Here is a 26,490-nt window from a genome sequence, read left to right on the forward strand (position 1 = left end):
AAGTTTGCGTGAATGAGGACCAATGTAATGGGTAAGAATGTCGTCGTCCTGGGCACCCAGTGGGGTGATGAGGGCAAAGGCAAGATCGTCGATCTGCTGACCGAACATGCTGCCGCCGTAGTGCGCTACCAAGGTGGCCACAACGCGGGTCACACCCTGGTGATCAACGGTGAGAAGACCGTTCTGCACCTGATTCCGTCCGGTATCCTGCGTGAAGGCGTACAGTGCCTGATCGGCAACGGCGTGGTCGTTGCCCCGGATGCCCTGATGCGTGAAATCACCAAGCTGGAAGAGAAGGGCGTACCGGTGCGCGAGCGCCTGCGCATCAGCCCGGCCGCGCCGCTGATCCTGTCGTACCACGTTGCCCTGGACCAGGCCCGCGAAAAAGCCCGTGGCGAAGCCAAGATCGGCACCACCGGCCGTGGTATCGGCCCAGCCTACGAAGACAAGGTCGCACGCCGCGGCCTGCGCGTGGGTGACCTGTTCCACCGCGAGCGTTTCGCCGCCAAGCTGGGTGAGCTGCTGGACTACCACAACTTCCAGCTGGTGAATTACTACAAAGAGCCGGCCATCGACTTCCAGCAGACCCTGGACGAATGCATGGCCTACGCCGAACAGCTCAAGCCGATGATGCTCGACGTCACCGCCGAGCTGCACAACCTGCGTCGTGCCGGCAAGGACATCATGTTCGAAGGTGCCCAGGGCTCGCTGCTGGACATCGACCACGGTACCTACCCGTACGTCACCAGCTCCAACACCACTGCTGGCGGTATCTCCACCGGTTCCGGCGTTGGCCCGATGTACCTGGACTACATCCTGGGTATCACCAAGGCCTACACCACTCGCGTAGGTTCCGGTCCGTTCCCGACTGAACTGTTCGACGAGACTGGCGCGACCCTGGCCAAGCGTGGCCATGAGTTCGGTTCCACCACCGGCCGTGCGCGCCGTTGCGGCTGGTTCGATGCCGTGATCCTGCGCCGCGCCATCGACGTCAACAGCATCTCGGGCATCTGCCTGACCAAGCTGGACGTACTGGACGGCCTGGAAACCATCAACATCTGCGTTGGCTACAAGAACGAGAACGGTGCCGTCATCGACGCGCCTTCCGATGCCGACAGCTACATCGGCCTGGAGCCGGTGTACGAAGAGATGCCAGGCTGGAGCGAATCGACCCTGGGCGTGAAAACCCTGGAAGAGCTGCCGGCCAACGCTCGCGCCTACATCAAGCGCATCGAAGCGCTGATCGGCGCACCGATCGATATCATCTCCACCGGCCCGGACCGCAACGAGACCATCGTGCTGCGTCATCCGTTCGCCTGATCTGCCTTCCAGGCTGATCTGACGCCGTGGCCCTGAAAGGGGCTGCGGCGTTTTCATTTGTGGGGTATGCCTGTCCCGGCGATAGGGCCAGTACCGGAAAACCCATTGCTAAACCTTGGCACTTATCCCTGCTGCCCCCGGCACAACCCTTGCTGTAAGAAGTTTCTGAAGATGCCATCAAAATAGTGGCGCCAGAAAACACGAGGGTTACACCGTGTCTGCCATTCTCTCACTGTTACGAAGCCGCCTTTTGCGGCCTGTGTTTGTTGCCCTTGGTATCGCTCTTTTGGTGCAGGTGCTGGTTGCCGTTGCGCTTACCCGAAGCACGGTCACCGCCCTGGAGGCCGACCTGGGTGAACGCCTGGGCAATGACAGCCGCCAACTCGCCAGTGAACTGGAGCAAGCCGGGCAAGATGTGCGCTCTGGTCTCGACGGCCTCTCCAGCAGTACCCGCCAGCGCCTGAGCGCAGGCTTGTCGGCGCGCCTGCAAAGTGAGCAGCAGCAACTGCGCAGCACGCTGGAAAAGAACCTCAAGGACTCCGCCAACGACATGGCCGAGCTGCTGGCCTCGGTCGCCCCACGGGCGATCTGGGACAACGACGTGCCGGTGCTCTCCGACTTCGCCCGGCGTGCCCAGCGCAACCCCAACGTGCTGTTCGTGATTTACGACGATGCCCAGGGCCAGCACCTGACCCGCTACCTGAACCGGCAAAACCCGATCAACCAGGCATTGATGGACAAGGGCCAGGGCGAGCGTGCGCTGGACAAGGTGATCGACGCGGCCCGGCGCGACCCGGCGGTGTACTTCGTCGAGGCCTCGATCAACCCCAATGGTGCAGAAATCGGTAAGGTGGTGATGGGCGTTTCCACTGCCGGCATCGATCAGGAGCTCAAGGCCCTCGACCAGCGCTTTGCTGCCCTGATCGCCAGCGGCGAGCAATTGGTCGGCGACAGCCTGGTCGGTGCTGCTGCCGACAGCGGCAAGACCCTGCGCGAGCGCCTGGAGAAGGCGCAGGGCAGTGCTGCCGCGATGCAGGCCAATACCGCACAGACCGTGCGTGATGCTGCCGCCGAACTGCGCTGGCGCATCGGCCTGGGCCTGATGCTGGTCGGCCTGGGTGTGCTGGTGGTGGTGGCTGTGGTGCTTGGCCGCCGGGTGCTGAGCAAGCTGCGCCTGCTGATTGCCGCCCTCGATGACCTGGCGGCTGGCGAAGGCGACCTGACCAAGCGTGTGCCTCTCGACAGCCGCGACGAAATTGGTGACATGGCTTCGGCGGTGAACCGTTTTGTCGACAAGTTGCAGCCGATCGTGCGCGAGGCGGGCGAGGTGGCGCAGCGCACCGGCGTGGAGATTGGCGCGATGGCCCAGCGCAATGCCGGCGCCGATGCTGCCGCTGCGCTGCAACGCGATGAAGTGGCGGCCAGCCTGCGCGACCTGTCGAGCATGGCCGACGAGGCCCAGGCTGAAAGCCACGCGATGCAGGCAGCCCTGCAGCAGGTGGTGGATATCCGCCAGGCAACTGACGAGAACAGCCGCACCTCGACCCAGCTAGCCGGTCTGATCGAGAACCTGGCCGGGCAGGTGGAGGCCGGCTCCCAGGTGATCGAGCGCCTGGCCAAGCAGAGCGAGCAGATCGAAGTGGTGCTGACGGTTATCCACGGCATCGCCGAACAGACCAACCTGCTGGCCTTGAACGCGGCCATCGAAGCCGCCCGTGCTGGCGAAACCGGGCGCGGGTTTGCCGTGGTGGCCGATGAGGTGCGGGCGCTGGCGAGCAAGACGCAAAGCTCCACGGGTGATATCCAGGCGCATATTGCCGCGTTGCAGAAGGGCGCCAAGGAGGCCGTGGCCACCATCAGTCAGGCAGGGCTGAAGGCCAGCGAGGGGCTTCTGGTGTTGCGTGACAACGAGCGCCGCCAGCAGTCGGTGCAGGCGGCAGTGGAGCAAGTACACGCAGCCATCGGCCTGGCCACCCGGGCGGCCGAGCAGCAGGCGAGCGGGGCGCAGGCCGTGCGTGGACGGGTGGAAACCATACACGCCCAGGCCGAACGCTCGGCCGAGGTGGTGATGCAGACCACCGCCAGCAGCAAGGTGCTGGATGACCTGGCTGCACAGCTGCGTGCCAGCCTGGGCCAGTTCAGAGCCTGACCCGATCATTGTGGGAGCGGGCATGCCCGCTCCCACATCGATCGCGATACAGGTCCTTACCTCAGTGGGCAGTATTGCTATGATGGCAACGAAACATGGCAAACGGAGTTGTTCATGTCAGCCCAACTGGTCGCCGCCCCGGCCGCCCTGGATTTCCTTCATTGCGACAGCGTGCATGTCAGTGCGCCAATGACCGCCCTCCAGGCCTACTGCGCCATGACCTCGGATATTCCCGGCTGGCTGGCCCAGGCCTTCCGCCTGCGCGATTTCATCTCGCGCCGCTTCAATGTCACTCCTATTCATGGTTTCTCAGCGCGCAGCCCTGAACGCTCGCCGGCAGTAGGAGAGCATCTGGACTTTTTCCTTGTCGAGGCAATCAGCGACCAGCAATTGGTCCTGACCTCGCGTGACACGCACCTGGCGGTGATGGTGAGCATGGATCTGGATGAGCAGAGGAATGGCCGGCAGCGTTTGAGTGTGACCACCTCGGTGCAGTGCTTCAACCGCTTCGGCCGCCTCTACATGCTGCCGGTCGGCAAAGCCCATGGGCCGATTGTGCGCCGCATGCTGCGTAACATCTGATGGCCTCATCGCCGGTAAGCCAGCTCCCACAGGTACTGCACAAGCCTTAGGGCGGCGCGGTATCTGTGGAGGCTGGCTCGCCGGCGATGAAGGCGAGGCGGATCAAGCCTTGTTCAGATACATCCGCGTAGTCAGCAGATATACCGGCAACCCCGAAACCACAATCAGCAACGCCGCATAAGGCGCCGCCGCCGCGAACTCGACGTTGGCCGTATGCGCCCACACCTCTGTGGCCAGGGTGGTCATGCCGGTCGGGCTGAGCAGCAAGGTGGCAGTCAACTCCTTCATGGCGTCCAGGAACACCAGGGCAAAGGCTGCCGCCATGGCCGGGAAGATGATCGGCAGGGTCACCCGGCAGAACGCGGCAAAGCTGCTCGCGCCCAAGGTCCGTGCCGCTTCCTCCAGGGTAGGTGAAGCCTTGTTCAGTGCGGTGCGCACCGGCGACTGCGCCAGCGGCAGGAACAGCAGCGCATAGGCCAGCAGCAACAGTGCCGTGGTCTGGTACAGCGCCGGCACGTAATGCAGGGCGAAGAACACCAGGGTCAGGGCAATCACCAGGCCTGGCAGGGCGTGCAACAGGTATGGCAGGCGCTCGGCCCAAATTGCCAGGCGGCCCTTGTAGCGCACCACCAGGAAGCTGATTGGCAGGGCTAGCAGCACGCAGAAACCGGCACCCCCCAGCGACACCGACAGCGAGGTGAGCAGCGCCTTGGAAATGGCTGCCACAGGGAATGCCGCCGATGAACCCACGCTCAACCAGTAGCCGAGCATGGCCAGCGGAATACCGCTGCCCAACACCGCCAGGCCCACGCAGAACAGTTGCGCCAGCACTGCCCAGCCACGCAGCCGCACCGGTTGTGCTCGCCGCGCCACACCCTGGCCGATGCGCACATGGCGGGCCTTGCCACGTACCCGCAACTCAAGCCACAGCATCACCAGGCACATCGCCAACAGTACGGCGGACAGCATGGCGGCGTTGGCATTGCTGAACTCCAGTTCGAACTGCTGGTAAATCGCCGTGGTGAAGGTTTGCAAGCCGAGGATCGACAAGGCGCCGAACTCCACCAGCATGTGCAGGGCGATCAGCAGCGCGCCGCCCAGCATCGATGGCCACAGCAGCGGCAGGGTGACCTTGATGAATACGCCCCAGCGGCTGCAGCCCAGCGTACGTGCCGATTCCTCCAGTGAGGTATCGAGGTTGCGCAGGGTTGCCGCCACCGGCAGGAACACCAGCGGGTACTTGGACAGGGCCATGACCATGATTGCCCCGCCCAGCCCTTCGAAGTCCGAGCTCAGCGACACCCAGGTGAAGCTGCTGACGAACGACGGCACGGCGAACGGCAGGCACAGCACCACGCCCCACAGCCGACGACCGGCCAGGTTGCTGCGCTCCAGCAGCCAGGCCAGGGCCATGCCGACCACCATGCAGGTCAGCGTCACCCCGGCCATCAACATCAGGGTGTTGCGCATCAGCCCCCAGACAAACGGCCGCCACAGCAGGTGCAAGGCTTCGCGCCAGCCGGCTTCCCAGGCTTTCATGGCAACGTACAGCAATGGCAGCAAGCTCATGGCCACCAGGAACAGCACAGGCAGCACCACCCAGATCGAGGGGCGCTTGCGGCGCGGTACGAAGCGTACCGGCACCGGCTCGGACAGGGCGGCAGTCATCAGAGCAGGCCGACCTCGCGCTCAAGCTCGATCGCTTCCTCGGCATTGCCCAGGTCGGCTGGCGAGATCTTCGGCGGGCGCAGGTCTTCGAACGGCTTCAGGCCACGGTCGGAGACCATGCCTTTATGCAGCGGGTACTCGGCGGTGGTCTGGGTGATCACGCGCTGGCCTTCTTCGCTGGCCATCCAGTTGAGCAGGGCCTGGGCTTCTTTCGGGTGCTTGCTGGCCTTGACCACGGCTGCGCCGGAAATGGTGACCAGGTTGCCGGCATCGCCATCGGCCAGGTAGTAGAGCTTGGTGTCCAGCTTGCCGCGCTCGCGCTCAAGCGCATACCAGTAGTAGTTGTTCACCAGTACCGCAGCCACTTCGCCTTTTTCCACGGCTTTCAGGGCGACCATGTTGTTGGTGTAGGGCTTGCCGAATGCCTTCAGGCCGGTCAGCCATTCTTCGGTGGCTTCTCGCCCGTGCATCTTCAGGATGGCCACGGCCTGCTCCTGGAAGGCGCCGCTGGTGGGCACATAGCCGACGCGCCCTTCCCACTCGGGGTTGGCGAAGTCCATCACTGTGGTCGGCAAGTCTTTCTCGTCGACCTTCTTCGGGTTGAACACGACGATGCGCGTACGGGCGGTGATGCCCATCCAGGTGCCGTTGGCGCCAACGTACTCCTTGGGCATCATGTTCGCGGTGGCGTCGTCGATTTTCGCCAGCAGGCCCAGCTCACCCAGGTTGTTCAGGGGAGGGGACTCTTCGGTATAGATGATGTCGGCCGGCGAGCGTTCGCCTTCCTCGATGATCTGGCTGGCCAGCTGGTTGCTGCTGCCCTTGCGGATATCGATATGAATGCCGGTCTTGGCCTCGTAGGCCTGGGCGATGGCTTCGCCGATTTCCTTGTGCTGACCGTTGTACATGGTCAGGGTGACCGGTGCGTCTGCCATGGCGGCCGGAGCGCCGATGGCCAGGCTCAGCACGGCGGCGGCCAAGGTACGCATCAGCGGTTGCGGGCGGATCGTCATGCGGGTACTTCCTCGCTTACGGCTACATATTTGGAAACAATGGTAAACGAAATCGTTTCTCAAGTGGCCGGGTGACGAGAAATTCATGGTCGGATTGCCTTGGGCCTTTTTGCGCCTGTGAGATCGAGCGCCGCCCGCGCGGCGCATCGCGGCTAAAGCCGCTCCTACATTTGTTGCAACGTGCCGAACCTGTTACGCCATGGTTGCCAGCCCTGGCTCATGACTTGAACCATGCAAACAAGGCTGACAACCATGGCTTCACAGGCATGGCCACGTTGCAACAAATGTAGGAGCGGCTTTAGCCGCGATGCGCCGCGCGGGCGGCGCTCGATCTCATAGACGCCAGAGCAGTCCGGGCAGGCGAGGAGGGAGAGACAAAAATCGCAGGCAAGAAAAAACCCACTAGCAAGCTAGTGGGTTTTTGTATGGTGCCCAGGAGAAGACTCGAACTTCCACGACCGTTAAGTCACTGATACCTGAAACCAGCGCGTCTACCAATTCCGCCACCTGGGCAAAGCTTTACATCATCTGGAGAAGGCGACTATCGTTCGCTTTCACACAGTAGTAACAGATCCTTGGTCATCTGTTACTTGAAAATATTTGGTGCCCAGGAGAAGACTCGAACTTCCACGGCCGTTAAGCCACTGATACCTGAAACCAGCGCGTCTACCAATTCCGCCACCTGGGCACACATTCGAGATTACTTGATGCTTTACAGCGCCGCTCATCTCTACTACAACTTCGGGGTTGTCCGTCGTTGTGGTGCGCACTATACGGACGGTCCGGGGGGCTGTAAACCCCCCAAGCGAAAAAAATTTCAAAAAATTCAACTTGTTGATTCCGCAGGCCTATTCCGGCTCGCCGGAGACGCCGGTGGGGCTGTCCAAGGCTGACATTTCCGGTTTCAATACGCCTATGCCAGAATTCCTATCTATATACCCCAAGGTGAACCCCTTCTGATGGCCGATTGGCAATCCCTCGATCCCGAGGCCGCTCGCGAAGCGGAAAAATACGACAACCCCATTCCCAGCCGTGAGCTGATCCTGCAGCGCCTTGCCGACCGTGGCGAACCGGCCGCACGCGAGGAGCTGGCGGCCGAGTTCGGTCTGTACGACGAAGACCAGATCGAAGCCCTGCGCCGCCGCCTGCGTGCCATGGAGCGTGATGGCCAGCTTATCTATACCCGGCGCGGCACATATGCCCCGGTAGACAAGCTGGACCTGATCTGCGGCCGCGTCTCCGGTCACCGCGACGGTTTCGGCTTCCTTATTCCGGACGACGGCAGCGAAGACCTGTTCCTCAGCCCGTCGCAGATGCGCCTGGTGTTCGACGGCGACCGCGGCCTGGCCCGCGTCTCTGGTGTCGACCGCCGTGGCCGCCGTGAAGGCGTGCTGGTCGAAATCATCTCCCGTGCCCACGAAAGCGTGGTCGGCCGTTACTTCGAAGAAGGCGGTATCGGCTACGTGACCCCGGACAACCCGAAGATCCAGCAGGAAGTGCTGGTCACCGCCGGGCGCAACGGCGGCGCCAAGATTGGCCAGTTCGTCGAGATCAAGATCACCCACTGGCCGACCCCGCGCTTCCAGCCGCAGGGCGATGTGGTCGAGGTTATCGGCAACTACATGGCGCCGGGCATGGAAATCGACGTTGCCCTGCGCAGCTACGATATCCCGCATGTCTGGCCCAAGGACGTGATCAAGGAAGCGCGCAAGTTCCGCTCCGAAGTCGAAGAGAAGGACAAGGAGAAGCGCGTCGACCTGCGCCACCTGCCGTTCGTCACCATCGACGGCGAGGATGCCCGCGACTTCGACGACGCCGTCTATTGCGAGCCGCTGGGCAAGCTGCGTCTGTTCTCCGGTGGCTGGCGCCTTTATGTGGCCATCGCCGACGTGTCCAGCTACGTGCGCCTGGGCTCGGCCCTGGACGTCGAGGCCCAGCAGCGCGGCAACTCGGTGTACTTCCCCGAGCGCGTGGTGCCGATGCTCCCCGAAGAGCTGTCCAACGGCCTGTGCTCGCTGAACCCGCATGTCGATCGCCTGGCCATGGTCTGCGAAATGACCATGAACAAAGCCGGCCAGATGGTCGACTACCAGTTCTACGAAGGCGTCATCCACTCCCACGCCCGCCTGACCTACAACAAGGTCAGCAGCATGCTCGAGCACTCCCGCACCCGTGAGGGCAAGGCGCTGCGCGAGGAGTACAAGGCAGTCGTGCCGGACCTGAAGAACCTGTACAACCTGTACAAGGTGCTGCTGGATGCCCGTCACGCCCGGGGTGCCATCGACTTCGAAACCCAGGAAACCCGCATCATCTTCGGTGACGAGCGCAAGATCGCGGAAATCCGCCCGACCGTGCGCAACGATGCCCACAAGCTGATCGAGGAGTGCATGCTGGCGGCCAACGTGGCCACCGCCGAGTTCCTGCAGAAGCACGGCGTGCCGGCCCTGTACCGCGTGCACGACGGTCCACCGCCGGAGCGCCTGGAAAAGCTGCGAGCCTTCCTTGGCGAACTGGGCCTGACCCTGCACAAGGGCAAGGACCCGTCGCCGAAGGATTACCAGGCACTGCTGGCGAGCATTGCCGGGCGCCCGGACTTCCACCTGATCCAGACCGTGATGCTGCGTTCGCTGAGCCAGGCGGTGTACAGCACCGACAACAACGGCCACTTCGGGCTGAACTACGAGGCGTACACCCACTTCACCTCGCCGATCCGCCGTTACCCGGACCTGCTGGTGCACCGCGCCATCCGCAGCATCATCCGTTCCAAGGTGGATACCCCGCACGTCAAGCGTGCCGGCGCCATGAGCATCCCCAAGGCGCGCATCTACCCGTACGACGAGAACACCCTGGAGCAACTCGGCGAGCAATGCTCGATGACCGAGCGCCGGGCCGATGAAGCCACCCGTGACGTGGTCAACTGGCTCAAGTGCGAGTTCATGAAGGACCGCGTGGGCGAGACCTTCCCGGGTGTGATCACTGCGGTGACCGGTTTCGGCCTGTTCGTCGAGCTGACCGACATCTACGTAGAAGGCCTGGTGCACGTCAGTGCGCTGCCGGGTGACTACTACCACTTCGACCCGGTGCATCACCGCCTGTCCGGCGAGCGTACCGGGCGCAGCTTCCGCCTGGGCGACACCATCGAAGTCAAGGTCATGCGTGTTGACCTCGACGAGCGCAAGATCGACTTCGAAGTGTCGGAGAAAACCCTCGCTGCGCCGATTGGCCGCAAACAGCGTGGCGCTGCGCCAGCCGCCGAGCAGCCCGCGCAGGCACCGGTCGAGGCCAAGGCTACGCCGAAACCACGCAGCCGCAAGAGCGAAACCGCCGAGGCATACTTCCCGAAAGATGCCGTGCAGCGTAACGCCGAGGTGCGCAAGAGCCGTGAAATGAAGAAGGCGCTGATGAGCGAGGCACGCAGTGGCGGCCATGCCAGCAGCAAGTCGGACAAGGGCGGCAAGTCGTCCGGCAAGCCGACCAAGCACCGTAAAGGCCCGCCGAAGTCCGGTGCGCCACGCAAGAGCAAGAGCAAGTCATGAGTCAGCTGGAAAAGATCTACGGTGTGCACGCCGTGCAGGCATTGCTGCAGCACCATCCGAAGCGGGTCAAGCAGATCTGGCTGTCGGAAGGGCGTAGCGAGCCACGCCTCGAAACGTTGCTGGCGCTGGCTGCGGAGAACCGCGTGCCGGTTGGCCAGGCCGAGCGTCGTGAGCTGGATGCCTGGGTAGAAGGTGTGCACCAGGGCGTGGTCGCCGAGGTGAGCCCGAGCCAGGTGTGGGGCGAATTGATGCTCGAGGAGTTGCTCGAACGCACCGAAACACCACCGCTGATTCTGGTGCTGGATGGTGTGACCGACCCGCACAACCTTGGCGCCTGCCTGCGTACCGCCGATGCCGCCGGTGCCACGGCAGTGGTGGTGCCCAAGGACAAGTCCGCGACCCTGACACCGGTTGTGCGCAAGGTGGCCTGCGGCGCGGCGGAGGTAATCCCGCTGGTGGCCGTGACCAACCTGGCGCGCACCCTGGAAAAGCTGCAGCAGCGTGGCCTGTGGGTGGTGGGTACCGCCGGCGAGGCCGAGCAGGAGATCTACCAGCAGGACCTGACCGGGCCACTGGTGATGATCATGGGCGCGGAAGGCAAGGGCATGCGCCGGCTGACCCGCGAGCATTGCGATTTTTTGGTGAAGTTGCCGATGGGCGGTAGCGTCAGCAGCCTGAACGTGTCGGTGGCGACTGGCGTGTGCCTGTTCGAGGCTGTGCGTCAGCGTCAGGCCAAGCGCTGATCTTCAGCCTGTACCGGCCTCTTCGCGGGTAAACCCGCTCCCACAGGGATCGCACAAGGCCTGAGCCCTGTGGGGTACCTGTGGGAGCGGGTTTACCCGCGAAAGGGCCGGCAGTCTGTAATGTGTATCAGGCTGTTCAAATATTCACCAATCACCTTGCTTGTGCGCCCCGCCTTCTCTACAATTGCGCCCCTTGCCGAGCTGGCAGGCGCTCATGTGCCTCCCCTCCGTGCAAGACATACAGTGTCATTCACTCCTTGTCTGACCAGATTTACTGGCAGACTACTAACCCGTAAGGAGCATTCATGCGTCATTACGAAATCATCTTCCTGGTTCACCCGGACCAGAGCGAACAAGTCGGCGGCATGGTTGAGCGTTACACCAAGCTGATCGAAGAAGATGGTGGCAAGATCCACCGCCTGGAAGACTGGGGCCGTCGTCAACTGGCCTACGCAATCAACAATGTTCACAAGGCTCACTACGTGATGCTGAACGTTGAGTGCACCGGCAAGGCCCTGGCCGAGCTGGAAGACAACTTCCGCTACAACGATGCCGTTATCCGTAACCTGGTCATCCGTCGCGACGAAGCCGTTACCGGCCAGTCCGAGATGCTGAAGGCTGAAGAAAACCGCAGCGAGCGCCGTGAGCGTCGTGAGCGTCCTGAGCATGCTGAATCCGCCGACGGCGACGACAGCAATGACAGCGACTCCAGCGATAACGCTGACGAGTAATCCACGGACCTTTAGAGGAGCCTATTAAATGGCACGTTTCTTCCGTCGTCGTAAATTCTGCCGCTTCACTGCTGAAGACGTGAAAGAGATCGACTTCAAAGATCTCAACACCCTGAAAGCTTACGTATCCGAAACCGGCAAGATCGTTCCAAGCCGTATCACCGGTACCAAAGCTCGTTATCAGCGTCAGCTGGCTACCGCTATCAAGCGCGCCCGCTTCCTGGCCCTGCTGCCCTACACCGACAGCCACGGCCGCTGAGACCGGGTCGTCGACAAGCAGTAAGGGATTAGCATGCGAGCGTTAGCAAGTTTCATCATGCGCGGTCGTGTGCAGGCCACCCTGGTGGTGGTCATCAGCGCGGTACTGCCGCTGCTGTTCTGGTTGAGTGCCGCTGCCGGCAGCCTTGTGCTGCTGCGGCGTGGGTTCAAGGATGCTACAACGGTCATCGCCGGCGGCCTGCTGGCCGGGCTGGCCGTGTGGGTCATGGGCGATCCCATCACCTTTCTGGTGATTGCGGGTGCCCTGGCCCTGGCCGCCATGTTGCGTGCCGAGCATCCCTGGAGCCGGGTGTTGCTCGCCAGTGCCGTGTTCGCCGTGGCTTTCAGCCTCGTGCTTGATCTGGCGCTGGCGCAAACCTTCGATGTGCTGGCCAAGGCGTTTGCCGAAGCCATGCCGAAAATCGAGGGGCAACCGGTGCTCTCTGGTGAGCTGATCCGCCCCGTGCTGGTCGCTTCCACAGCAGTGACGGTGCAATTGTTCAGTGTGCTGGCGTTGATGCTGGCGCGCTATTGGCAGGCAGCGTTGTACAACCCTGGAGGCTTCGGGCGCGAGTTTCGCGAACTGAAGTTGCCGAAACAGACCATGGCGGTCTTGGTGGCAGTGATGGTGGTGGCGCCGTTTATCGGCCCGCAGTTCATCATTCTGGCATCGGCCTCGAGCCTGGTACTGGTGCTGGCCGGCATCGCCTTGATGCACGGGCTGGTGGCGCAGGGGCGACTGGCCGGTTTCTGGCTGGTGGGCATGTACGTGACGTTGCCGCTGATCATGCAGCTGATTTATCCGTTGCTGGTGGTTCTGGCCATTGTCGACAGCCTGATTGATTTTCGCGGTCGCAAGTCCCCCAAGGGGAATGACTCCGCGAACGGTGAAGGTTAAAAGTTAAGAGGTTTTACCAAATGGAACTGATCCTGCTGGAAAAAGTCGCTAACCTGGGCAACCTGGGCGACAAAGTAAAGGTTAAGGCTGGTTACGGCCGTAACTTCCTGCTGCCATTCGGCAAGGCCACCGTTGCCAACGCCGCCAACCTGGCTGCGTTCGAAGAGCGTCGCGCCGAGCTGGAAAAAGCAGCTGCTGACAAGAAAGCTTCGGCTGAAAGCCGCGCTGCCCAACTGGCCGAGCTGGAAGTGACCATCACTGCCACCGCTGGCGACGAAGGCAAGCTGTTCGGTTCGATCGGCACCCACGACATCGCTGACGCCCTGACCGCCTCCGGCGTTGAAGTGGCCAAGGCTGAAGTTCGTCTGCCGAACGGCACCATCCGTCAGGTTGGCGAATACGACGTAGCCGTGCACCTGCACAGCGACGTTGAAGCCACCGTACGCGTGGTCGTCGTAGCTGCCTAAGCTGCGCTGACTGGCTGGCCCGTCAGGTGTCAGCCGGTTAACATCGGGCACGGTCCTGTTCATACAGGCCGTGCCCTTTGTCTTTTTCGTCCTCCTGAATTCTTTCGTGGCCATGAACGAGATCACCACCTCCGAACAGCTTGACCTGCAAACCGCAGCCCTGAAGGTGCCGCCGCATTCCATCGAGGCCGAACAGGCCGTGCTCGGTGGCCTGATGCTGGACAACAACGCCTGGGAGCGGGTGCTGGACCAGGTGTCGGATGGCGACTTCTACCGGCATGACCACCGCCTGATCTTCCGTGCCGTGCACAAGTTGGCCGACGCCAACCAGCCATTCGATGTGGTGACCCTGCACGAGCAACTGGACAAGGAAGGCCTTTCTTCGCAAGTCGGTGGGTTGGCGTACCTGGCCGAGCTGGCCAAGAACACCCCGTCGGTGGCCAACATCAAGGCCTACGCCGCGATCATTCGCGAGCGCGCCACCCTGCGCCAGCTGATCAGCATCAGTACCGACATCGCCGACAACGCCTTCAACCCGCAAGGGCGTAACGCCGAAGAGATTCTTGACGATGCCGAGCGGCAGATCTTCCAGATCGCCGAGGCGCGGCCGAAGACCGGCGGCCCGGTGGGGGTCAACGAACTGTTGACCATGGCCATCGACCGCATCGACACGCTGTTCAACTCCGACAGCGACATCACCGGCGTATCCACAGGCTTTACCGACCTCGACGAGAAGACTAGCGGCCTGCAGCCAGCCGACCTGATCATTGTCGCCGGCCGACCGTCGATGGGTAAGACCACTTTCGCCATGAACCTGGTGGAAAACGCCGTACTGCGTACCGACAAGGCGGTACTGGTGTTCTCTCTCGAGATGCCAGGTGAATCGCTGATCATGCGTATGCTCTCGTCCCTGGGCCGTATCGACCAGACCAAGGTGCGTTCCGGCCAGCTGGACGACGACGACTGGCCACGCCTGACCTCGGCGGTGAACCTGCTAAACGACCGCAAGCTGTTCATCGACGATACCGCCGGCATCAGCCCCTCGGAAATGCGCGCGCGTACCCGCCGCCTGGCCCGTGAGCACGGTGAAATCGCCATGATCATGGTCGACTACCTGCAGCTGATGCAGATCCCGGGCTCGGCCGGTGACAACCGGACCAACGAAATTTCCGAGATCTCCCGCTCGCTCAAGGCCCTGGCCAAGGAGTTCAACTGCCCGGTCATCGCCCTGTCGCAGCTGAACCGCTCGCTGGAACAGCGGCCGAACAAGCGCCCGGTGAACTCCGACTTGCGTGAATCCGGTGCGATCGAGCAGGACGCCGACGTGATCATGTTCGTGTACCGCGACGAGGTGTACCACCCTGAGACCGAGCACAAGGGCGTGGCGGAAATCATCATCGGTAAGCAGCGTAACGGCCCCATCGGCTTCGTGCGCCTGGCGTTCATCGGCAAGTACACCCGCTTCGAGAACCTTGCGCCGGGTATGTACAACTTCGACGACGACGAATAAGCCACTGGCCCCATCGCCGGCAAGCCAGCTCGCACAGGAGATCACTGCCTTGAGGCCGGTGGAGCCCCTGTGGGAGCTGGCTTGCCGGCGATGAGGCCGGTACAGGCAACCCATGAATCCGACAACCACCGTCGGATTTGGTCAAAATTTGTGCTATATTCCGCGCCCGCGATTTCCCTGCACACCAGAACCGGTCACTGACATGCAAGCAGCCAAACCACTCTACGACTATCCCAAGTACTGGGCCGAATGCTTCGGGCCAGCACCTTTCCTGCCGATGAGCAGGGAGGAGATGGATCTGCTCGGCTGGGATTCCTGCGACATCATCATCGTGACCGGTGATGCCTACGTCGACCACCCGTCGTTCGGCATGGCCATCATCGGCCGCCTGCTGGAGGCCCAGGGCTTCCGCGTGGGCATCATCGCCCAGCCGAACTGGCAGTCGAAAGACGACTTCATGAAGCTCGGCGAACCGAACCTGTTCTTCGGCGTGGCTGCCGGCAACATGGACTCGATGATCAACCGCTACACCGCGGACAAGAAGATCCGTTCCGACGACGCCTATACCCCAGGCGGTCTGGCCGGCAAGCGTCCGGACCGTGCCAGCCTGGTGTACAGCCAGCGCTGCAAGGAAGCCTACAAGCATGTACCGATCGTATTGGGTGGCATCGAGGCCTCGTTGCGCCGCATCGCCCACTACGACTACTGGCAGGACAAGGTTCGCCACTCGATCCTGATCGACGCCAGCGCCGACATCTTGCTGTTCGGCAACGCCGAGCGCGCGGTGGTCGAGGTGGCCCAGCGCCTGTCCAACGGCGAGAAGATCGAGACGATCACTGACGTGCGCGGTACCGCCTTCGTGCGCCGCGATACCCCCCAGGGCTGGTACGAGATCGACTCCACCCGCATCGACCGCCCAGGCCGTGTGGACAAGATCATCAACCCGTACGTGAACACCCAGGACACCCAGGCCTGTGCCATCGAGCAGGCCAAGGGCGAGGTGGACGACCCGAACGAAGCCAAGGTGGTACAGATTCTCGACAGCCCGCGGATGACCCGCGACAAGTCGGTAATCCGCCTGCCATCGTTCGAAAAGGTGCGTAACGACCCGGTGCTGTACGCCCACGCCAACCGTGTGTTGCACCTGGAGACCAACCCCGGCAACGCCCGCGCCCTGGTGCAGAAGCACGGTGAGGTAGATGTGTGGTTCAACCCGCCACCCATCCCCATGACCACCGAAGAAATGGACTACGTGTTCGGCATGCCCTACGCCCGTGTGCCGCACCCGGCCTACGGCAAGGAGCGCATCCCGGCCTACGAGATGATCCGCTTCTCGGTGAACATCATGCGTGGCTGCTTTGGTGGCTGCACCTTCTGCTCGATCACCGAGCACGAAGGCCGCATCATCCAGAACCGCTCGCACGAGTCGATCCTGCACGAAATCGAAGAGATGCGTGACAAGGTGCCGGGCTTCACCGGCGTTGTCTCCGACCTTGGCGGCCCGACTGCCAACATGTACCGCATCGCCTGCAAGAGCCATGACATCGAGAAGCACTGCCGCAAGCCGTCGTGCGTGTTCCCGGGCATCTGCGAAAACCTCAATACCGACCACAGCTCGCTGATCGAACTGTACCGCAAGGCGCGTGCCTTGCCGGGTGTGAAGAAGATCCTGATCGCCTCGGGCCTGCGCTACGACCTGGCGGTGGAGTCGCCGGAATACGTCAAGGAACTGGTCACCCACCACGTCGGCGGTTACCTGAAAATTGCCCCGGAGCACACCGAGCGTGGCCCGCTGGACAAGATGATGAAGCCGGGCATCGGCACCTATGACCGCTTCAAGCGCATGTTCGAGAAGTTCTCGAAAGAGGCGGGCAAGGAGCAGTACCTGATCCCGTACTTCATCGCCGCGCACCCGGGCACCACCGACGAAGACATGATGAACCTGGCCCTGTGGCTGAAGGGCAACGGCTTCCGTGCCGACCAGGTGCAGGCGTTCTACCCGTCGCCGATGGCCTCGGCCACGGCCATGTACCACTCGGGCAAGAACCCGCTGCGCAAGGTGACCTACAAGAGCGAAGGGGTGGAGATCGTCAAGAGCGAGGAGCAGCGCCGCCTGCACAAGGCGTTCCTGCGTTACCACGACCCGAAGGGCTGGCCGATGCTGCGTGAAGCGCTGCAGCGCATGGGCCGCGCCGACCTGATCGGGCCGGGCAAGCACCAGCTGATCCCGCTGCACCAGCCGCAGACCGATACCTACCAGAGTGCGCGCCGCAAGAACTCGACCCCGGCGGGTAGCCACAAGGTGGGCAAGGACCAGAAGATCCTTACCCAGCACACCGGCCTGCCGCCGCGTGGCAGTGATGGCAGCAAGCCGTGGGACAAGCGTGAAAAGGCCAAGGCCGAAGCGTTTGCGCGCAACCAGCAGGCGGCCAAGGAGCGCAAGGAAGCGGCCAAGGGTGGCAAGGGCAACAAGAAGCCGCGTCAGCCAGTCATTCCGCGCTAACTGATCCATATTGGGACCGCTTTGCGGTCCTTTCGCGACACAAGGCCGCTCCCACATTGATCGGCGTACGCAGTGCTTTTGTGGGAGCGGCCTTGTGTCGCGAAAGGGCTGCAGAGCAGCCCCAAAATCTGCAAATCAATCGGGCTTCTTGTCGACCCACTTCGGCGCCACTGGCGCTACAAAGCTTTCCATCCCGTCCAGCAGCTCATCCGGCTGCTGCCCCAGCAGCAACATCGCCCGATGCTGCGGCCGCACGAAGCCCTCTTCGACGATATGGTCGAGGAACCCGCCCAGCTTCTCGTAGAAGCCGTTCACATCCAGCAGTCCCAGCGGCTTGGCGTGATAGCCCAATTGCCCCCAGGTCCATACCTCGAACAACTCCTCCAGCGTACCCAGCCCACCGGGCAGGGCGATGAAGGCATCGCTCAGCTCGGCCATGCGTGCCTTGCGCGCATGCATGCCGTCGACCACTTCCAGGCGGCTGAGGCCTTTGTGACCGATTTCGGCATTCATCAGGCTTTCGGGGATGATCCCGATCACTTCGCCGCCGGCTGCCATGGCCGCGTCGGCGACGGTGCCCATCAGGCCGACCGCGCCACCACCATAGACCAGGGTCAGGCCGCGACGGGCAATCGCCTGGCCCAGCGCGATGGCCGCTTCACGGTAGGCAGGGTTGGCGCCGATACTGGCGCCGCAGAACACACAAACGGAACGTACGGGCATTGCTCATCTCCTGTCACTCAGGCTGACAGGGTAAGGTCCATGCCCTACAGTTCCAAGGCCGGTTTCACTCCGGTCGGGAGAATTCGCAGATGGCGCCAGTCGCTCCATGGGCGTAGGCCGCCAGCAGGCTGTTCATCAGGCTACCAAGGGTCATTTCGTATTGCTCCTAAATGAGAGGTTGTCCCATCCTCCAATAAAAGGGCATGATGTGCTCTTGAATTGGTTGTATACAATCGATTGAACAATTCTACTGGCTGGCCACTTGACACCCCCTTGACCCATATCAGCAGGGGGCTGAACGGTTTCAGGCAGTCTCGCAATTGATAAAACCCTGCCAAGGAGATTCATGATGTTTGCGAAAGCTGTAGCGGTATCCCTGTTGACCCTCGCCAGCGCCTCTGTCTTCGCAGCCGAGTGCTCGGTGACTGTCGACTCCACCGACCAGATGTCCTACAACACCAAGGAAATCAGCGTCGACAAGAGCTGCAAGGAATTCACCGTCAAACTGACCCACTCCGGCAACCTGCCGAAGAACGTCATGGGCCACAACCTGGTGATCAGCAAGACTGCCGACATGCAGGGCATTGCCACCGAAGGCATGAGCCAGGGTCTGGAAAAGGACTACATCAAGGCTGACAACGCCGCGATCATCGCCCACACCAAGATGATCGGCGCGCCTGAGAAGGAAACTGAAGTGAAGTTCGACACTACCAAGCTGGAAGCCGGTGGCGACTACAGCTTCTTCTGCACCTTCCCGGGCCACATCTCGATGATGAAGGGCAAGGTCGTCGTCAAGTAATCAAAGGCTGACGGTGAACCCTGTGGGAGCGGGTTCACCCGCGAATGCGTCGGTGGCTTCACCATCGTATTCGCGGGTGAACCCGCTCCCACAGGTCCTTCTATAGCCTTATCAAGGGGCGAACGGCAGTTCGCGCTTGTGCTGGGTCTTGCGGTAGGTGGCGACGATGATGTCGAACGCTGCCTGGTCAACCGGCTGCCCATGCAGGAAGGCATCGATCTGCTGGTAGGTCACGCCATGGGACGCTTCGTCCGGCTTGCCCGGCGCCAGGTCTTCCAGGTCCGCAGTCGGCACCTTCTCCACCAGTGACTCCGGCGCACCAAAGCTGCGCGCAATCGCCCGCACCTGGTTCTTCACCAGCCCGCTCAGCGGCGCCAGGTCGCAGGCGCCATCACCAAACTTGGTAAAGAAGCCCATCACCGCCTCGGCGGCGTGGTCGGTACCGATCACCAGGCCCGCGCGGGCACCGGCGATGGTGTACTGGGCGACCATGCGCGTGCGTGCCTTGACGTTGCCCACGACAAAGTCCACCAGCGTCGGCGAGCCATTCTTCAGTTCCACGACCTCAGCTGCCAGCGCCTTCACCGCCGGGGCGATATCGACGGTGTGCACTTCATCGGCCTTGATCACGTCCAGGCAGGCCTGGGCGTCATGCTCATCGTGCTGCACGTGATAGGGCAGGCGCACCGCGATGAAGGTATAGGCCTTGTCACCGGTTTCTGCGCGCAACTCGTTGATGGCGCGTTGGGCGAGCAGGGCGGCGGTCAGCGAGTCGACGCCGCCGCTGATGCCCAGCACCAGGGTCTTGAGCCGGGCGTTGGCCAGGCAATCCTTGATGAACGCCACGCGCCGGGCGACTTCGGCCTCGAGCGCGGCGGCGTCGGCGAACGGCGGCTGTACCTTCAGCGCCTGGGCAATCTCTTGCTGAACCGCTTGCATGGGTTACTCCTTGCTGGGGACTTTGAATACATGGCGCATGTAGGCGACGAAGTTCTCGTCGCGGCACTGGGTCTTGGCGGCTTCGTCCGAGATCTTCGCCACCGGCGCGCCGTTGCAGTCGGTCATTTTAAGCACGATGCTCATCGGGGCCACGCCCGGGATGTCACAGGTCAGGTTGGTGCCGATGCCAAAGCTGACGTTGATGCGACCGCGCAGGGCACGGAAGATTTCCAGCGAGCGGGTCAGGTTGAGGCCGTCGGAAAACACCAAGGTCTTGGTCATCGGGTCGATACCCAGTTTCTGGTAATGGGCAATGGCCTTTTCCGCCCAGGCCACCGGTTCGCCCGAGTCGTGGCGCAGGCCGTCGAACAGCTTGGCGAAGTACAGGTCGAAATCGCCGAGGAAGGCATCCATGGTGATGCAGTCGGTCAGGGCGATGCCGAGCAGGCCGCGGTACTCGCGCACCCAGCAGTCCAGCGCGGCGATCTGGCTGTCGATCAGTCGCGGACCGAGTTGCTGGTGGGCCATGATCCATTCATGGGCCATGGTGCCCAGCGGCTTGATATCCAGTTTCCATGCCAGGTCGACGTTGCTGGTGCCGACGAAGCGGCCCGGGAAATCGTCGCGCAGCACGCGCACCACTTCTTCCTGCACGCGGCTGGAAAAGCGCCGGCGGGTGCCGAAGTCGGCCACCTGAAGTTCGGCCAGTTCGTCGTCGCTGGCATGTGCGCGCAGCCAGTCGAACTTGCGGTACAGCTGGTCGCGGGCCTCGGCCAGGCGCATGCGCGGGTGCAGCTGGCGGTTGCGCACTTCACTGATGATCGCCAGTAGCGGCACTTCGAACAGGATCACATGCAGCCATGGGCCTTTCAGGCGCAGGCACAGCTGGTCGTTTTCTATCCCCAGGCGCACGTAGCGCAGGTTGAAGCGGAACAGGCGCAGAAAGCGCAGGAAGTCGGGCTTGAGGAAGGTGATGCGTTCGAGGAAGGCCAGTTGGCCGTCATCCAGGGTGAGGTCGCTGAGCCGCTCGAGCTGGTTGCGGATTTCGCCAAGATAGGGGCGCAGGTCCTCGCCGTTGCGGCAGCGGAATTCCCATTCGACGTCGGCGTCCGGGTAGTTGTGCAGCACGCCCTGCATCATGGTGAGTTTGTAGAAGTCGGTGTCGAGCAGGTTGTGCACGATGCGCTCGGCGAATGCGCTTTCGCTCATCAAGGGGGCTCCGGAAGCGGCGAATGGCGGACATTGTGCCAGCCTTTTCGGCCTTGTTGTGTCTGGGCTGGCCTCTTCGCGGGTGAACCCGCTCCCACAGGGCCGCGTATCGGCCAAAACCGGGTGTTTTTTTGTGCACCAGCTAGCCTTGAAACGGTGCCGCCTGTAGCAGTCGCGCACCAGCGGTGTGCAGTTCGGTGACGTCCGCTGTTACAGGGCGGTTGCACGTAAACACTTGCCAGGGTTGCAATGATGGCACTCGGCGGTTGCTCCTTGTCTGTACGTGTGGTGGCGCCTGCCGCGTGGCAGACGGTTGCACGCTCAATAAAGAAAAGGCCGTCGGTCGCCTGTTGGCGCCTGTCTCAGTGTGTTTTCCCGGAAGACAAACCGTATGGCACGGCCCTTGCTCAGAGCACAGGGCTGAGAAGTTGTAGTGCCAACCAAAAAAACTCTAGGAGCACCACCTCATGTCGCAGACGTTTTACAAGAAAGGTTTCCTGGCTCTGGCCGTAGCTACGGCACTGGGTGTTTCTTCGTATGTTCAGGCCGACGTCAAGATCGGTGTAGCGGGCCCGATGACCGGGGCTAACGCAGCGTTTGGCGAGCAGTACATGAAAGGTGCGCAGGCAGCGGCCGACAAGATCAACGCCGCCGGTGGCGTGAACGGCGAGAAAATCGTCCTGGTCAAGGGCGATGACGCCTGCGAGCCGAAGCAGGCCGTGGCCGTGGCCAACCGCCTGGTCGACCAGGACAAGGTGATCGGCGTTGTCGGCCACTTCTGTTCCTCCAACACCATCCCGGCCTCCGAGGTGTATGACGAGGCTGGCGTCATCGCCATTACCCCGGGCTCCACCAACCCACAGGTCACCGAGCGCGGCCTGGGTGCCATGTTCCGCATGTGCGGCCGTGACGACCAGCAGGGCATCGTCGCCGGCGACTACATCGTCGATGTGCTCAAGGGCAAGAAAGTCGCGGTGTTGCATGACAAGGACACCTACGGGCAGGGCCTGGCCGACGCGACCAAGGCACAGCTGGAGAAACGCGGCGTCAAGCCGGTGCTGTACGAAGGCCTGACCCGTGGCGAGAAGGACTTCAGCGCCGTGGTCACCAAGATCCGCTCTACCGGTGCCGACGTCGTCTACTTCGGCGGCCTGCACCCGGAAGCCGGCCCTCTGGTACGCCAGCTGCGCGAGCAGGGCCTGAAGGACGTCAAGTTCATGTCCGATGACGGCATCGTTACCGACGAACTGGTGGCCACCGCCGGCGGTGCGCAGTACGTCGATGGCGTGTACATGACCTTCGGCGCCGACCCGCGCCTGCTGCCAGACAGCAAGGCGGTGGTGGAGGAGTTCCGCAAGGCCGGTACCGAACCTGAGGGCTATACCCTGTACGCCTATGCCTCGCTGCAGGCGCTGGCCGCCGCGTTCAACGGCGCCAAGTCGAACAAGGGCGAAGCGGCTGCCGAGTGGCTCAAGGCCAACCCGGTACAGACCGTCATGGGCGAGAAAAAGTGGGACAAGAAGGGCGACCTGACCGTGTCCGACTACGTGGTCTACCAGTGGGACAAGGACGGCAAGTATCACCAGCTGGAAAAACAAAAATAATAACGGCCCACGGCCCGGGCGCAGCTGCCCCGGGCCCAAGCCCCGCGGTACCTGTCTTTATCCGTAGATCTGCACAGTACTGCGCTGCGAGGGCCGCCTGTCCCGGGCCCGCCGTGGTCGGCGCTCGTGCAATCTCAATCAGGTGAGATTGCGTTATGGATGGTATTTTCCTGCAGCAACTGGTCAACGGCCTGACCCTCGGGTCGGTCTATGGCCTGATCGCCATCGGCTACACAATGGTCTATGGCATCATCGGCATGATCAACTTCGCGCACGGCGAGGTGTACATGATCTCCGCGTACCTCGCGGCGATCAGCCTGGCATTGCTGGCTTATTTCGGTATCGAGTCTTTCCCACTGTTGATGCTGGGCACCCTGTTGTTCACCATTGTCGTCACCGGCGTGTACGGCTTCACCATCGAACGCATCGCCTACAAACCCCTGCGTAACTCCACCCGCCTGGCACCGCTGATCAGTGCCATCGGTATTTCGCTGATCCTGCAGAACTACGCGCAGATCAGCCAGGGCGCCCGCCAGCAAGGCGTGCCGACCCTGCTCGAAGGCGCCATGCGCATCGAAGTCGGCACCGGCTTCGTGCAACTGACCTACACCAAGATCTTCATCCTGGTGGCGGCCTTTGTCGGCATGGGCCTGCTCACCTACGTAATCAAGTACACCAAGCTCGGCCGCATGTGCCGTGCCACCCAGCAAGACCGCAAGATGGCCTCGATCCTGGGCATCAACACCGATCGGGTGATCTCCTACGTGTTCGTCATCGGTGCGGTGATGGCCGCCCTGGCCGGTGTGCTGATCACCATGAACTACGGCACCTTCGACTTCTACGCCGGCTTCATCATCGGCATCAAGGCGTTCACCGCCGCGGTGCTCGGCGGGATCGGCTCCCTGCCTGGCGCCATGCTCGGCGGGATCATCCTGGGCATTTCCGAGTCGCTGTTCTCTGGCCTGATCAACTCCGACTACAAGGACGTGTTCAGCTTCTCGCTGTTGGTGATGATCCTTATCTTCCGCCCACAAGGCCTGCTGGGTCGCCCGCTCGTGGCTAAGGTGTGAACATGTCCATTGCCAAAACTGCCTCTGTTACCGAAACCAAGGGTTTCGACCTTAAACGCAGCCTGCTGGAAACCATCGTCGCCGGCCTGCTGGCACTCATCGTGTTTGGCCCGGTGGTCGGCGTAGTGCTCGACGGCTACAGCTTCAACGCCGAGCCGCGGCGAGTGGCCTGGCTGGTCGGCGGGGTGATGCTGGGGCGCTTCCTGCTCAGCCTGTACCTGCAGACCGCCGCCGGCTCGCGCATGCTCCAGGGCTTCGAAAGCGGTGGCTCGGGCGTGCATGTGCGCGCGCCGGACTACGTATCGCGCCTGCGCTACATCATCCCGGCGCTGGTGGTGATCGCCATCGTCTTCCCGATCTTCGCCAACAAGTACCTGCTGACCGTGGTCATCCTCGGTCTGATCTACGTGCTGCTGGGCCTGGGCCTGAACATCGTGGTCGGCCTGGCCGGCCTGCTCGACCTGGGTTACGTGGCGTTCTATGCCATCGGCGCCTACGGCCTGGCGTTGGGTTACCAGTACCTGGGCCTGGGCTTCTGGAGCGTACTGCCACTGGCGGCTATCGCTGCGGCGCTGGCAGGGTGCATCCTCGGCTTCCCGGTGCTACGGATGCACGGTGACTACCTGGCGATCGTGACCTTGGGCTTCGGCGAGATCATCCGCCTGGTGTTGAACAACTGGCTGTCGTTCACTGGCGGCCCCAACGGCATGCCGGCACCGTCGCCAACCTTCTTCGGCCTGGAGTTCGGCCGCCGGGCCAAGGACGGCGGGGTACCGATCCACGAGTTCTTCGGCTTCGAGTACAACGCCAACCTCAAGTTCGTGTTCATCTACGCGGTGCTGTTCATCGTCGTGCTGGCCGTGTTGTACATCAAGCACCGCTTGACCCGCATGCCGGTCGGCCGCGCCTGGGAAGCGCTGCGCGAGGACGAGATCGCCTGCCGTTCGATGGGCCTGAACCATGTGTTGGTCAAGCTTTCGGCGTTTACCCTGGGTGCCTCCACCGCCGGCCTGGCCGGAGTGTTCTTTGCCACCTACCAGGGCTTCGTCAACCCGTCGTCGTTCACCTTCTTCGAGTCGGCGCTGATTCTCGCCATTGTCGTGCTTGGCGGCATGGGCTCGACCGTGGGTGTGGTGATCGCGGCCTTCGTGCTGACCGTGGCGCCCGAGCTGCTGCGCAGCTTCTCCGAGTACCGCGTGCTGCTGTTCGGTGTGCTGATGGTGCTGATGATGATCTGGCGACCGCGTGGGCTGATCCGCATCAGCCGTACCGGTGTGACCCCGCGTAAAGGAGTGGCGCCATGAGCGACGATATCATTCTCTCGGTCGACAACCTGATGATGCAGTTCGGTGGCATCAAGGCGCTCAGCGATGTCAGCCTGAAGGTCCGGCGCAACCAGATCTTCGCCCTGATCGGCCCCAACGGCGCCGGCAAGACCACTGTGTTCAACTGCCTGACCGGCTTCTACAAGGCCAGTGGCGGGCGTATCGAGCTGAACGTGCGCGGCAGCCACACCAATGTCATCCAGCTGCTCGGCGAGCGCTTCCAGGTCGCGGACTTCGTCTCGCCGACGCGCTTTGCCAACCGCATGTACTACAAGATGTTCGGCGGTACCCACCTGGTCAACCGCGCCGGCCTGGCACGCACCTTCCAGAACATTCGCCTGTTCAAGGAAATGTCGGTGGTGGAAAACCTGCTGGTGGCTCAGCACATGTGGGTCAACCGCAACCTGCTGGCCGGGGTGCTCAACACCAAGGCTTACCGCAAGGCCGAGAGCGATGCGCTGGACCATGCGTTCTACTGGCTGGAAGTGGTCGACCTGGTCGACTGCGCCAACCGCCTGGCTGGCGAGTTGTCGTACGGCCAGCAGCGCCGCCTGGAAATCGCCCGGGCCATGTGCACGCGGCCGAAGATCATCTGCCTGGACGAACCGGCGGCTGGCCTGAACCCGCAGGAAACCGAGGCCCTCAGCCGCATGATCCGCGTGCTGCGCGACGAACACGACATCACCGTGGTGCTGATCGAACACGACATGGGCATGGTCATGAGCATTTCCGACCATATCGTGGTGCTCGACCACGGCAACGTGATTGCCGAAGGCGCGCCACAGGATATCCGCCACAACCCGACGGTGATCGCCGCCTACCTGGGTGCCGATGAAGAGGAACTGGTATGAGTGCACCCATTCTCGAACTGAAGGACCTGGACGTGTTCTACGGCCCGATCCAGGCGCTGAAAAAGGTCTCGATGCACATCAACGAGGGCGAGACGGTCAGCCTGATCGGCGCCAACGGTGCCGGCAAGTCGACCCTGCTGATGTCGATCTTCGGCCAGCCGCGGGCGGCGTCGGGGCATATCGTGTACCGCGGTACCGACATCACCCGCAAATCGTCGCACTACATCGCCTCCAACGGCATCGCCCAGTCGCCGGAAGGGCGCCGGGTGTTCCCTGACATGACTGTCGAGGAGAACCTGATGATGGGCACCATCCCCATCGGCGACAAGCATGCCGACGAAGACATGCAGCGCATGTACGAGCTGTTTCCGCGCTTGAAAGAGCGGCGTAACCAGCGGGCCATGACCATGTCCGGTGGCGAGCAGCAGATGCTGGCCATTGCCCGGGCGCTGATGAGCCGGCCGAAGTTGCTGTTGCTGGACGAGCCATCGTTGGGGCTGGCGCCGATCGTGGTCAAGCAGATCTTCTCGACCCTGCGTGAGCTGGCCAAGAGCGGGATGACCATCTTCCTGGTGGAGCAGAACGCCAACCA

The 26,490-nt window shown here is 62.4% G+C and carries 22 protein-coding genes, 2 tRNA genes and 1 pseudogene; 18 read left to right on the forward strand and 7 right to left on the reverse strand.

Annotation, left to right across the window (positions count from 1 at the left end; translation table 11 throughout):
* The first annotated feature begins 27 nt into the window (after window positions 1–27).
* The 4 genes and pseudogenes from M2S36_RS06045 to M2S36_RS06055 all read left to right on the forward strand — a co-directional run bounded on the left by M2S36_RS06045 (window position 28) and on the right by M2S36_RS06055 (window position 4,051).
* Window positions 28–1,320 (forward strand): adenylosuccinate synthase, encoded by a 1,293-nt coding sequence (locus M2S36_RS06045; protein WP_063911922.1) that lies wholly within the window; start codon window positions 28–30, stop codon window positions 1,318–1,320.
* Between the two features lie 1,102 nt (window positions 1,321–2,422).
* Window positions 2,423–2,563 (forward strand): annotated as a pseudogene (locus tag M2S36_RS25065) (hypothetical protein); the annotation flags it as partial.
* 201 nt (window positions 2,564–2,764) lie between these two features.
* Window positions 2,765–3,469: a methyl-accepting chemotaxis protein gene (locus M2S36_RS25070; protein WP_371053067.1), complete on the forward strand. Its 705-nt coding sequence runs from the start codon at window positions 2,765–2,767 to the stop codon at window positions 3,467–3,469.
* 114 nt (window positions 3,470–3,583) lie between these two features.
* Window positions 3,584–4,051: a DUF2867 domain-containing protein gene (locus tag M2S36_RS06055; RefSeq protein ID WP_241106033.1), complete on the forward strand. Its 468-nt coding sequence runs from the start codon at window positions 3,584–3,586 to the stop codon at window positions 4,049–4,051.
* Window positions 4,052–4,153: 102 nt separating this feature from the next.
* On the opposite strand, the gene M2S36_RS06060 is transcribed toward M2S36_RS06055, so the two are convergent.
* The 4 genes from M2S36_RS06060 to M2S36_RS06075 form a co-directional block, all read right to left on the reverse strand.
* On the reverse strand, window positions 4,154–5,719 hold the full coding sequence (locus M2S36_RS06060) for an ABC transporter permease (protein ID WP_207828709.1): 1,566 nt from the start codon (window positions 5,717–5,719) through the stop codon (window positions 4,154–4,156).
* Complete coding sequence (locus M2S36_RS06065; RefSeq protein ID WP_207828719.1) at window positions 5,719–6,732, reverse strand: extracellular solute-binding protein; 1,014 nt, start codon at window positions 6,730–6,732, stop codon at window positions 5,719–5,721. The genes M2S36_RS06060 and M2S36_RS06065 overlap by 1 nt, the downstream gene beginning before the upstream one ends.
* A gap of 426 nt (window positions 6,733–7,158) precedes the next feature.
* Window positions 7,159–7,245 (reverse strand) — tRNA-Leu (locus M2S36_RS06070).
* A gap of 88 nt (window positions 7,246–7,333) precedes the next feature.
* Window positions 7,334–7,420, reverse strand: a tRNA-Leu gene (locus M2S36_RS06075).
* Window positions 7,421–7,691: 271 nt separating this feature from the next.
* Here M2S36_RS06075 and rnr point away from each other — a divergent pair.
* From rnr to M2S36_RS06115, 8 genes are all read left to right on the forward strand, one after another.
* The gene (rnr, locus tag M2S36_RS06080; RefSeq protein ID WP_063911917.1) at window positions 7,692–10,268 is read left to right on the forward strand and encodes a ribonuclease R; all 2,577 of its coding nucleotides are present in this window, start codon (window positions 7,692–7,694) and stop codon (window positions 10,266–10,268) included.
* Window positions 10,265–11,011, forward strand: coding sequence for a 23S rRNA (guanosine(2251)-2'-O)-methyltransferase RlmB (gene rlmB, locus M2S36_RS06085; RefSeq protein WP_063911916.1), 747 nt, complete (start codon window positions 10,265–10,267; stop codon window positions 11,009–11,011). Before rnr ends, rlmB begins: the two co-directional genes overlap by 4 nt.
* A 305-nt stretch (window positions 11,012–11,316) precedes the next feature.
* The gene (gene rpsF / locus M2S36_RS06090; RefSeq protein WP_013974420.1) at window positions 11,317–11,742 is read left to right on the forward strand and encodes a 30S ribosomal protein S6; all 426 of its coding nucleotides are present in this window, start codon (window positions 11,317–11,319) and stop codon (window positions 11,740–11,742) included.
* 28 nt (window positions 11,743–11,770) lie between these two features.
* Window positions 11,771–12,001: a 30S ribosomal protein S18 gene (gene rpsR / locus M2S36_RS06095; RefSeq protein ID WP_003249563.1), complete on the forward strand. Its 231-nt coding sequence runs from the start codon at window positions 11,771–11,773 to the stop codon at window positions 11,999–12,001.
* Window positions 12,002–12,034: 33 nt separating this feature from the next.
* Window positions 12,035–12,898, forward strand: coding sequence for a hypothetical protein (locus M2S36_RS06100; protein ID WP_063911915.1), 864 nt, complete (start codon window positions 12,035–12,037; stop codon window positions 12,896–12,898).
* A gap of 20 nt (window positions 12,899–12,918) precedes the next feature.
* Complete coding sequence (rplI, locus tag M2S36_RS06105; RefSeq protein ID WP_003249568.1) at window positions 12,919–13,365, forward strand: 50S ribosomal protein L9; 447 nt, start codon at window positions 12,919–12,921, stop codon at window positions 13,363–13,365.
* Between the two features lie 112 nt (window positions 13,366–13,477).
* Window positions 13,478–14,875, forward strand: coding sequence for a replicative DNA helicase (dnaB, locus tag M2S36_RS06110; protein WP_015271992.1), 1,398 nt, complete (start codon window positions 13,478–13,480; stop codon window positions 14,873–14,875).
* 202 nt (window positions 14,876–15,077) lie between these two features.
* Window positions 15,078–17,378 carry a YgiQ family radical SAM protein gene (locus tag M2S36_RS06115; RefSeq protein ID WP_207828736.1) on the forward strand — a complete coding sequence of 767 codons (2,301 nt, stop codon included), beginning with the start codon at window positions 15,078–15,080 and terminating at the stop codon, window positions 17,376–17,378.
* Window positions 17,379–17,513: 135 nt separating this feature from the next.
* On the opposite strand, the gene M2S36_RS06120 is transcribed toward M2S36_RS06115, so the two are convergent.
* The gene (locus M2S36_RS06120; protein WP_207828744.1) at window positions 17,514–18,101 is read right to left on the reverse strand and encodes a TIGR00730 family Rossman fold protein; all 588 of its coding nucleotides are present in this window, start codon (window positions 18,099–18,101) and stop codon (window positions 17,514–17,516) included.
* A gap of 349 nt (window positions 18,102–18,450) precedes the next feature.
* Between M2S36_RS06120 and azu the strand changes: the two genes are divergently transcribed.
* Complete coding sequence (gene azu, locus M2S36_RS06125) at window positions 18,451–18,900, forward strand: azurin (RefSeq protein ID WP_233687342.1); 450 nt, start codon at window positions 18,451–18,453, stop codon at window positions 18,898–18,900.
* Between the two features lie 111 nt (window positions 18,901–19,011).
* On the opposite strand, the gene nadE is transcribed toward azu, so the two are convergent.
* Window positions 19,012–19,839, reverse strand: coding sequence for an ammonia-dependent NAD(+) synthetase (gene nadE / locus M2S36_RS06130; RefSeq protein WP_063911911.1), 828 nt, complete (start codon window positions 19,837–19,839; stop codon window positions 19,012–19,014).
* Window positions 19,840–19,842: 3 nt separating this feature from the next.
* On the reverse strand, window positions 19,843–21,048 hold the full coding sequence (pncB, locus tag M2S36_RS06135) for a nicotinate phosphoribosyltransferase (protein WP_207828748.1): 1,206 nt from the start codon (window positions 21,046–21,048) through the stop codon (window positions 19,843–19,845).
* Window positions 21,049–21,515: 467 nt separating this feature from the next.
* Here pncB and M2S36_RS06140 point away from each other — a divergent pair, with 467 nt between their 5' ends.
* From M2S36_RS06140 to M2S36_RS06160, 5 genes are all read left to right on the forward strand, one after another.
* Window positions 21,516–22,652: a branched-chain amino acid ABC transporter substrate-binding protein gene (locus M2S36_RS06140; protein ID WP_063911909.1), complete on the forward strand. Its 1,137-nt coding sequence runs from the start codon at window positions 21,516–21,518 to the stop codon at window positions 22,650–22,652.
* Window positions 22,653–22,807: 155 nt separating this feature from the next.
* Window positions 22,808–23,722 (forward strand): ABC transporter permease subunit, encoded by a 915-nt coding sequence (locus M2S36_RS06145; protein ID WP_207828751.1) that lies wholly within the window; start codon window positions 22,808–22,810, stop codon window positions 23,720–23,722.
* Window positions 23,723–23,724: 2 nt separating this feature from the next.
* Complete coding sequence (gene livM, locus M2S36_RS06150; RefSeq protein WP_063911907.1) at window positions 23,725–25,026, forward strand: high-affinity branched-chain amino acid ABC transporter permease LivM; 1,302 nt, start codon at window positions 23,725–23,727, stop codon at window positions 25,024–25,026.
* The gene (locus tag M2S36_RS06155) at window positions 25,023–25,898 is read left to right on the forward strand and encodes an ATP-binding cassette domain-containing protein (RefSeq protein WP_333956838.1); all 876 of its coding nucleotides are present in this window, start codon (window positions 25,023–25,025) and stop codon (window positions 25,896–25,898) included. Before livM ends, M2S36_RS06155 begins: the two co-directional genes overlap by 4 nt.
* The coding region (locus M2S36_RS06160) for an ABC transporter ATP-binding protein (RefSeq protein WP_333956839.1) at window positions 25,895–26,490 on the forward strand (596 nt) is incomplete at its 3' end. The genes M2S36_RS06155 and M2S36_RS06160, both read left to right, overlap by 4 nt.

Source organism: Pseudomonas sp. SF2, assembly GCF_036858055.1.
GTDB lineage: Bacteria > Pseudomonadota > Gammaproteobacteria > Pseudomonadales > Pseudomonadaceae > Aquipseudomonas.

Coding starts and splice junctions, on each gene's coding strand:
- M2S36_RS06055 (WP_241106033.1), top strand. CDS start 3,584: ATGTCAGCCCAACTGGTCGCCGCCCCGGCCGCCCTGGATTTCCTTCAT.
- rnr (WP_063911917.1), top strand. CDS start 7,692: ATGGCCGATTGGCAATCCCTCGATCCCGAGGCCGCTCGCGAAGCGGAA.
- M2S36_RS25070 (WP_371053067.1), top strand. CDS start 2,765: ATGGCCGACGAGGCCCAGGCTGAAAGCCACGCGATGCAGGCAGCCCTG.
- M2S36_RS06120 (WP_207828744.1), bottom strand. CDS start 18,101: ATGCCCGTACGTTCCGTTTGTGTGTTCTGCGGCGCCAGTATCGGCGCC.
- rpsF (WP_013974420.1), top strand. CDS start 11,317: ATGCGTCATTACGAAATCATCTTCCTGGTTCACCCGGACCAGAGCGAA.
- nadE (WP_063911911.1), bottom strand. CDS start 19,839: ATGCAAGCGGTTCAGCAAGAGATTGCCCAGGCGCTGAAGGTACAGCCG.
- M2S36_RS06155 (WP_333956838.1), top strand. CDS start 25,023: ATGAGCGACGATATCATTCTCTCGGTCGACAACCTGATGATGCAGTTC.
- pncB (WP_207828748.1), bottom strand. CDS start 21,048: ATGAGCGAAAGCGCATTCGCCGAGCGCATCGTGCACAACCTGCTCGAC.
- rplI (WP_003249568.1), top strand. CDS start 12,919: ATGGAACTGATCCTGCTGGAAAAAGTCGCTAACCTGGGCAACCTGGGC.
- rlmB (WP_063911916.1), top strand. CDS start 10,265: ATGAGTCAGCTGGAAAAGATCTACGGTGTGCACGCCGTGCAGGCATTG.
- M2S36_RS06100 (WP_063911915.1), top strand. CDS start 12,035: ATGCGAGCGTTAGCAAGTTTCATCATGCGCGGTCGTGTGCAGGCCACC.
- M2S36_RS06140 (WP_063911909.1), top strand. CDS start 21,516: ATGTCGCAGACGTTTTACAAGAAAGGTTTCCTGGCTCTGGCCGTAGCT.
- rpsR (WP_003249563.1), top strand. CDS start 11,771: ATGGCACGTTTCTTCCGTCGTCGTAAATTCTGCCGCTTCACTGCTGAA.
- dnaB (WP_015271992.1), top strand. CDS start 13,478: ATGAACGAGATCACCACCTCCGAACAGCTTGACCTGCAAACCGCAGCC.
- azu (WP_233687342.1), top strand. CDS start 18,451: ATGTTTGCGAAAGCTGTAGCGGTATCCCTGTTGACCCTCGCCAGCGCC.
- M2S36_RS06065 (WP_207828719.1), bottom strand. CDS start 6,732: ATGACGATCCGCCCGCAACCGCTGATGCGTACCTTGGCCGCCGCCGTG.
- M2S36_RS06060 (WP_207828709.1), bottom strand. CDS start 5,719: ATGACTGCCGCCCTGTCCGAGCCGGTGCCGGTACGCTTCGTACCGCGC.
- M2S36_RS06115 (WP_207828736.1), top strand. CDS start 15,078: ATGCAAGCAGCCAAACCACTCTACGACTATCCCAAGTACTGGGCCGAA.
- livM (WP_063911907.1), top strand. CDS start 23,725: ATGTCCATTGCCAAAACTGCCTCTGTTACCGAAACCAAGGGTTTCGAC.
- M2S36_RS06045 (WP_063911922.1), top strand. CDS start 28: ATGGGTAAGAATGTCGTCGTCCTGGGCACCCAGTGGGGTGATGAGGGC.
- M2S36_RS06145 (WP_207828751.1), top strand. CDS start 22,808: ATGGATGGTATTTTCCTGCAGCAACTGGTCAACGGCCTGACCCTCGGG.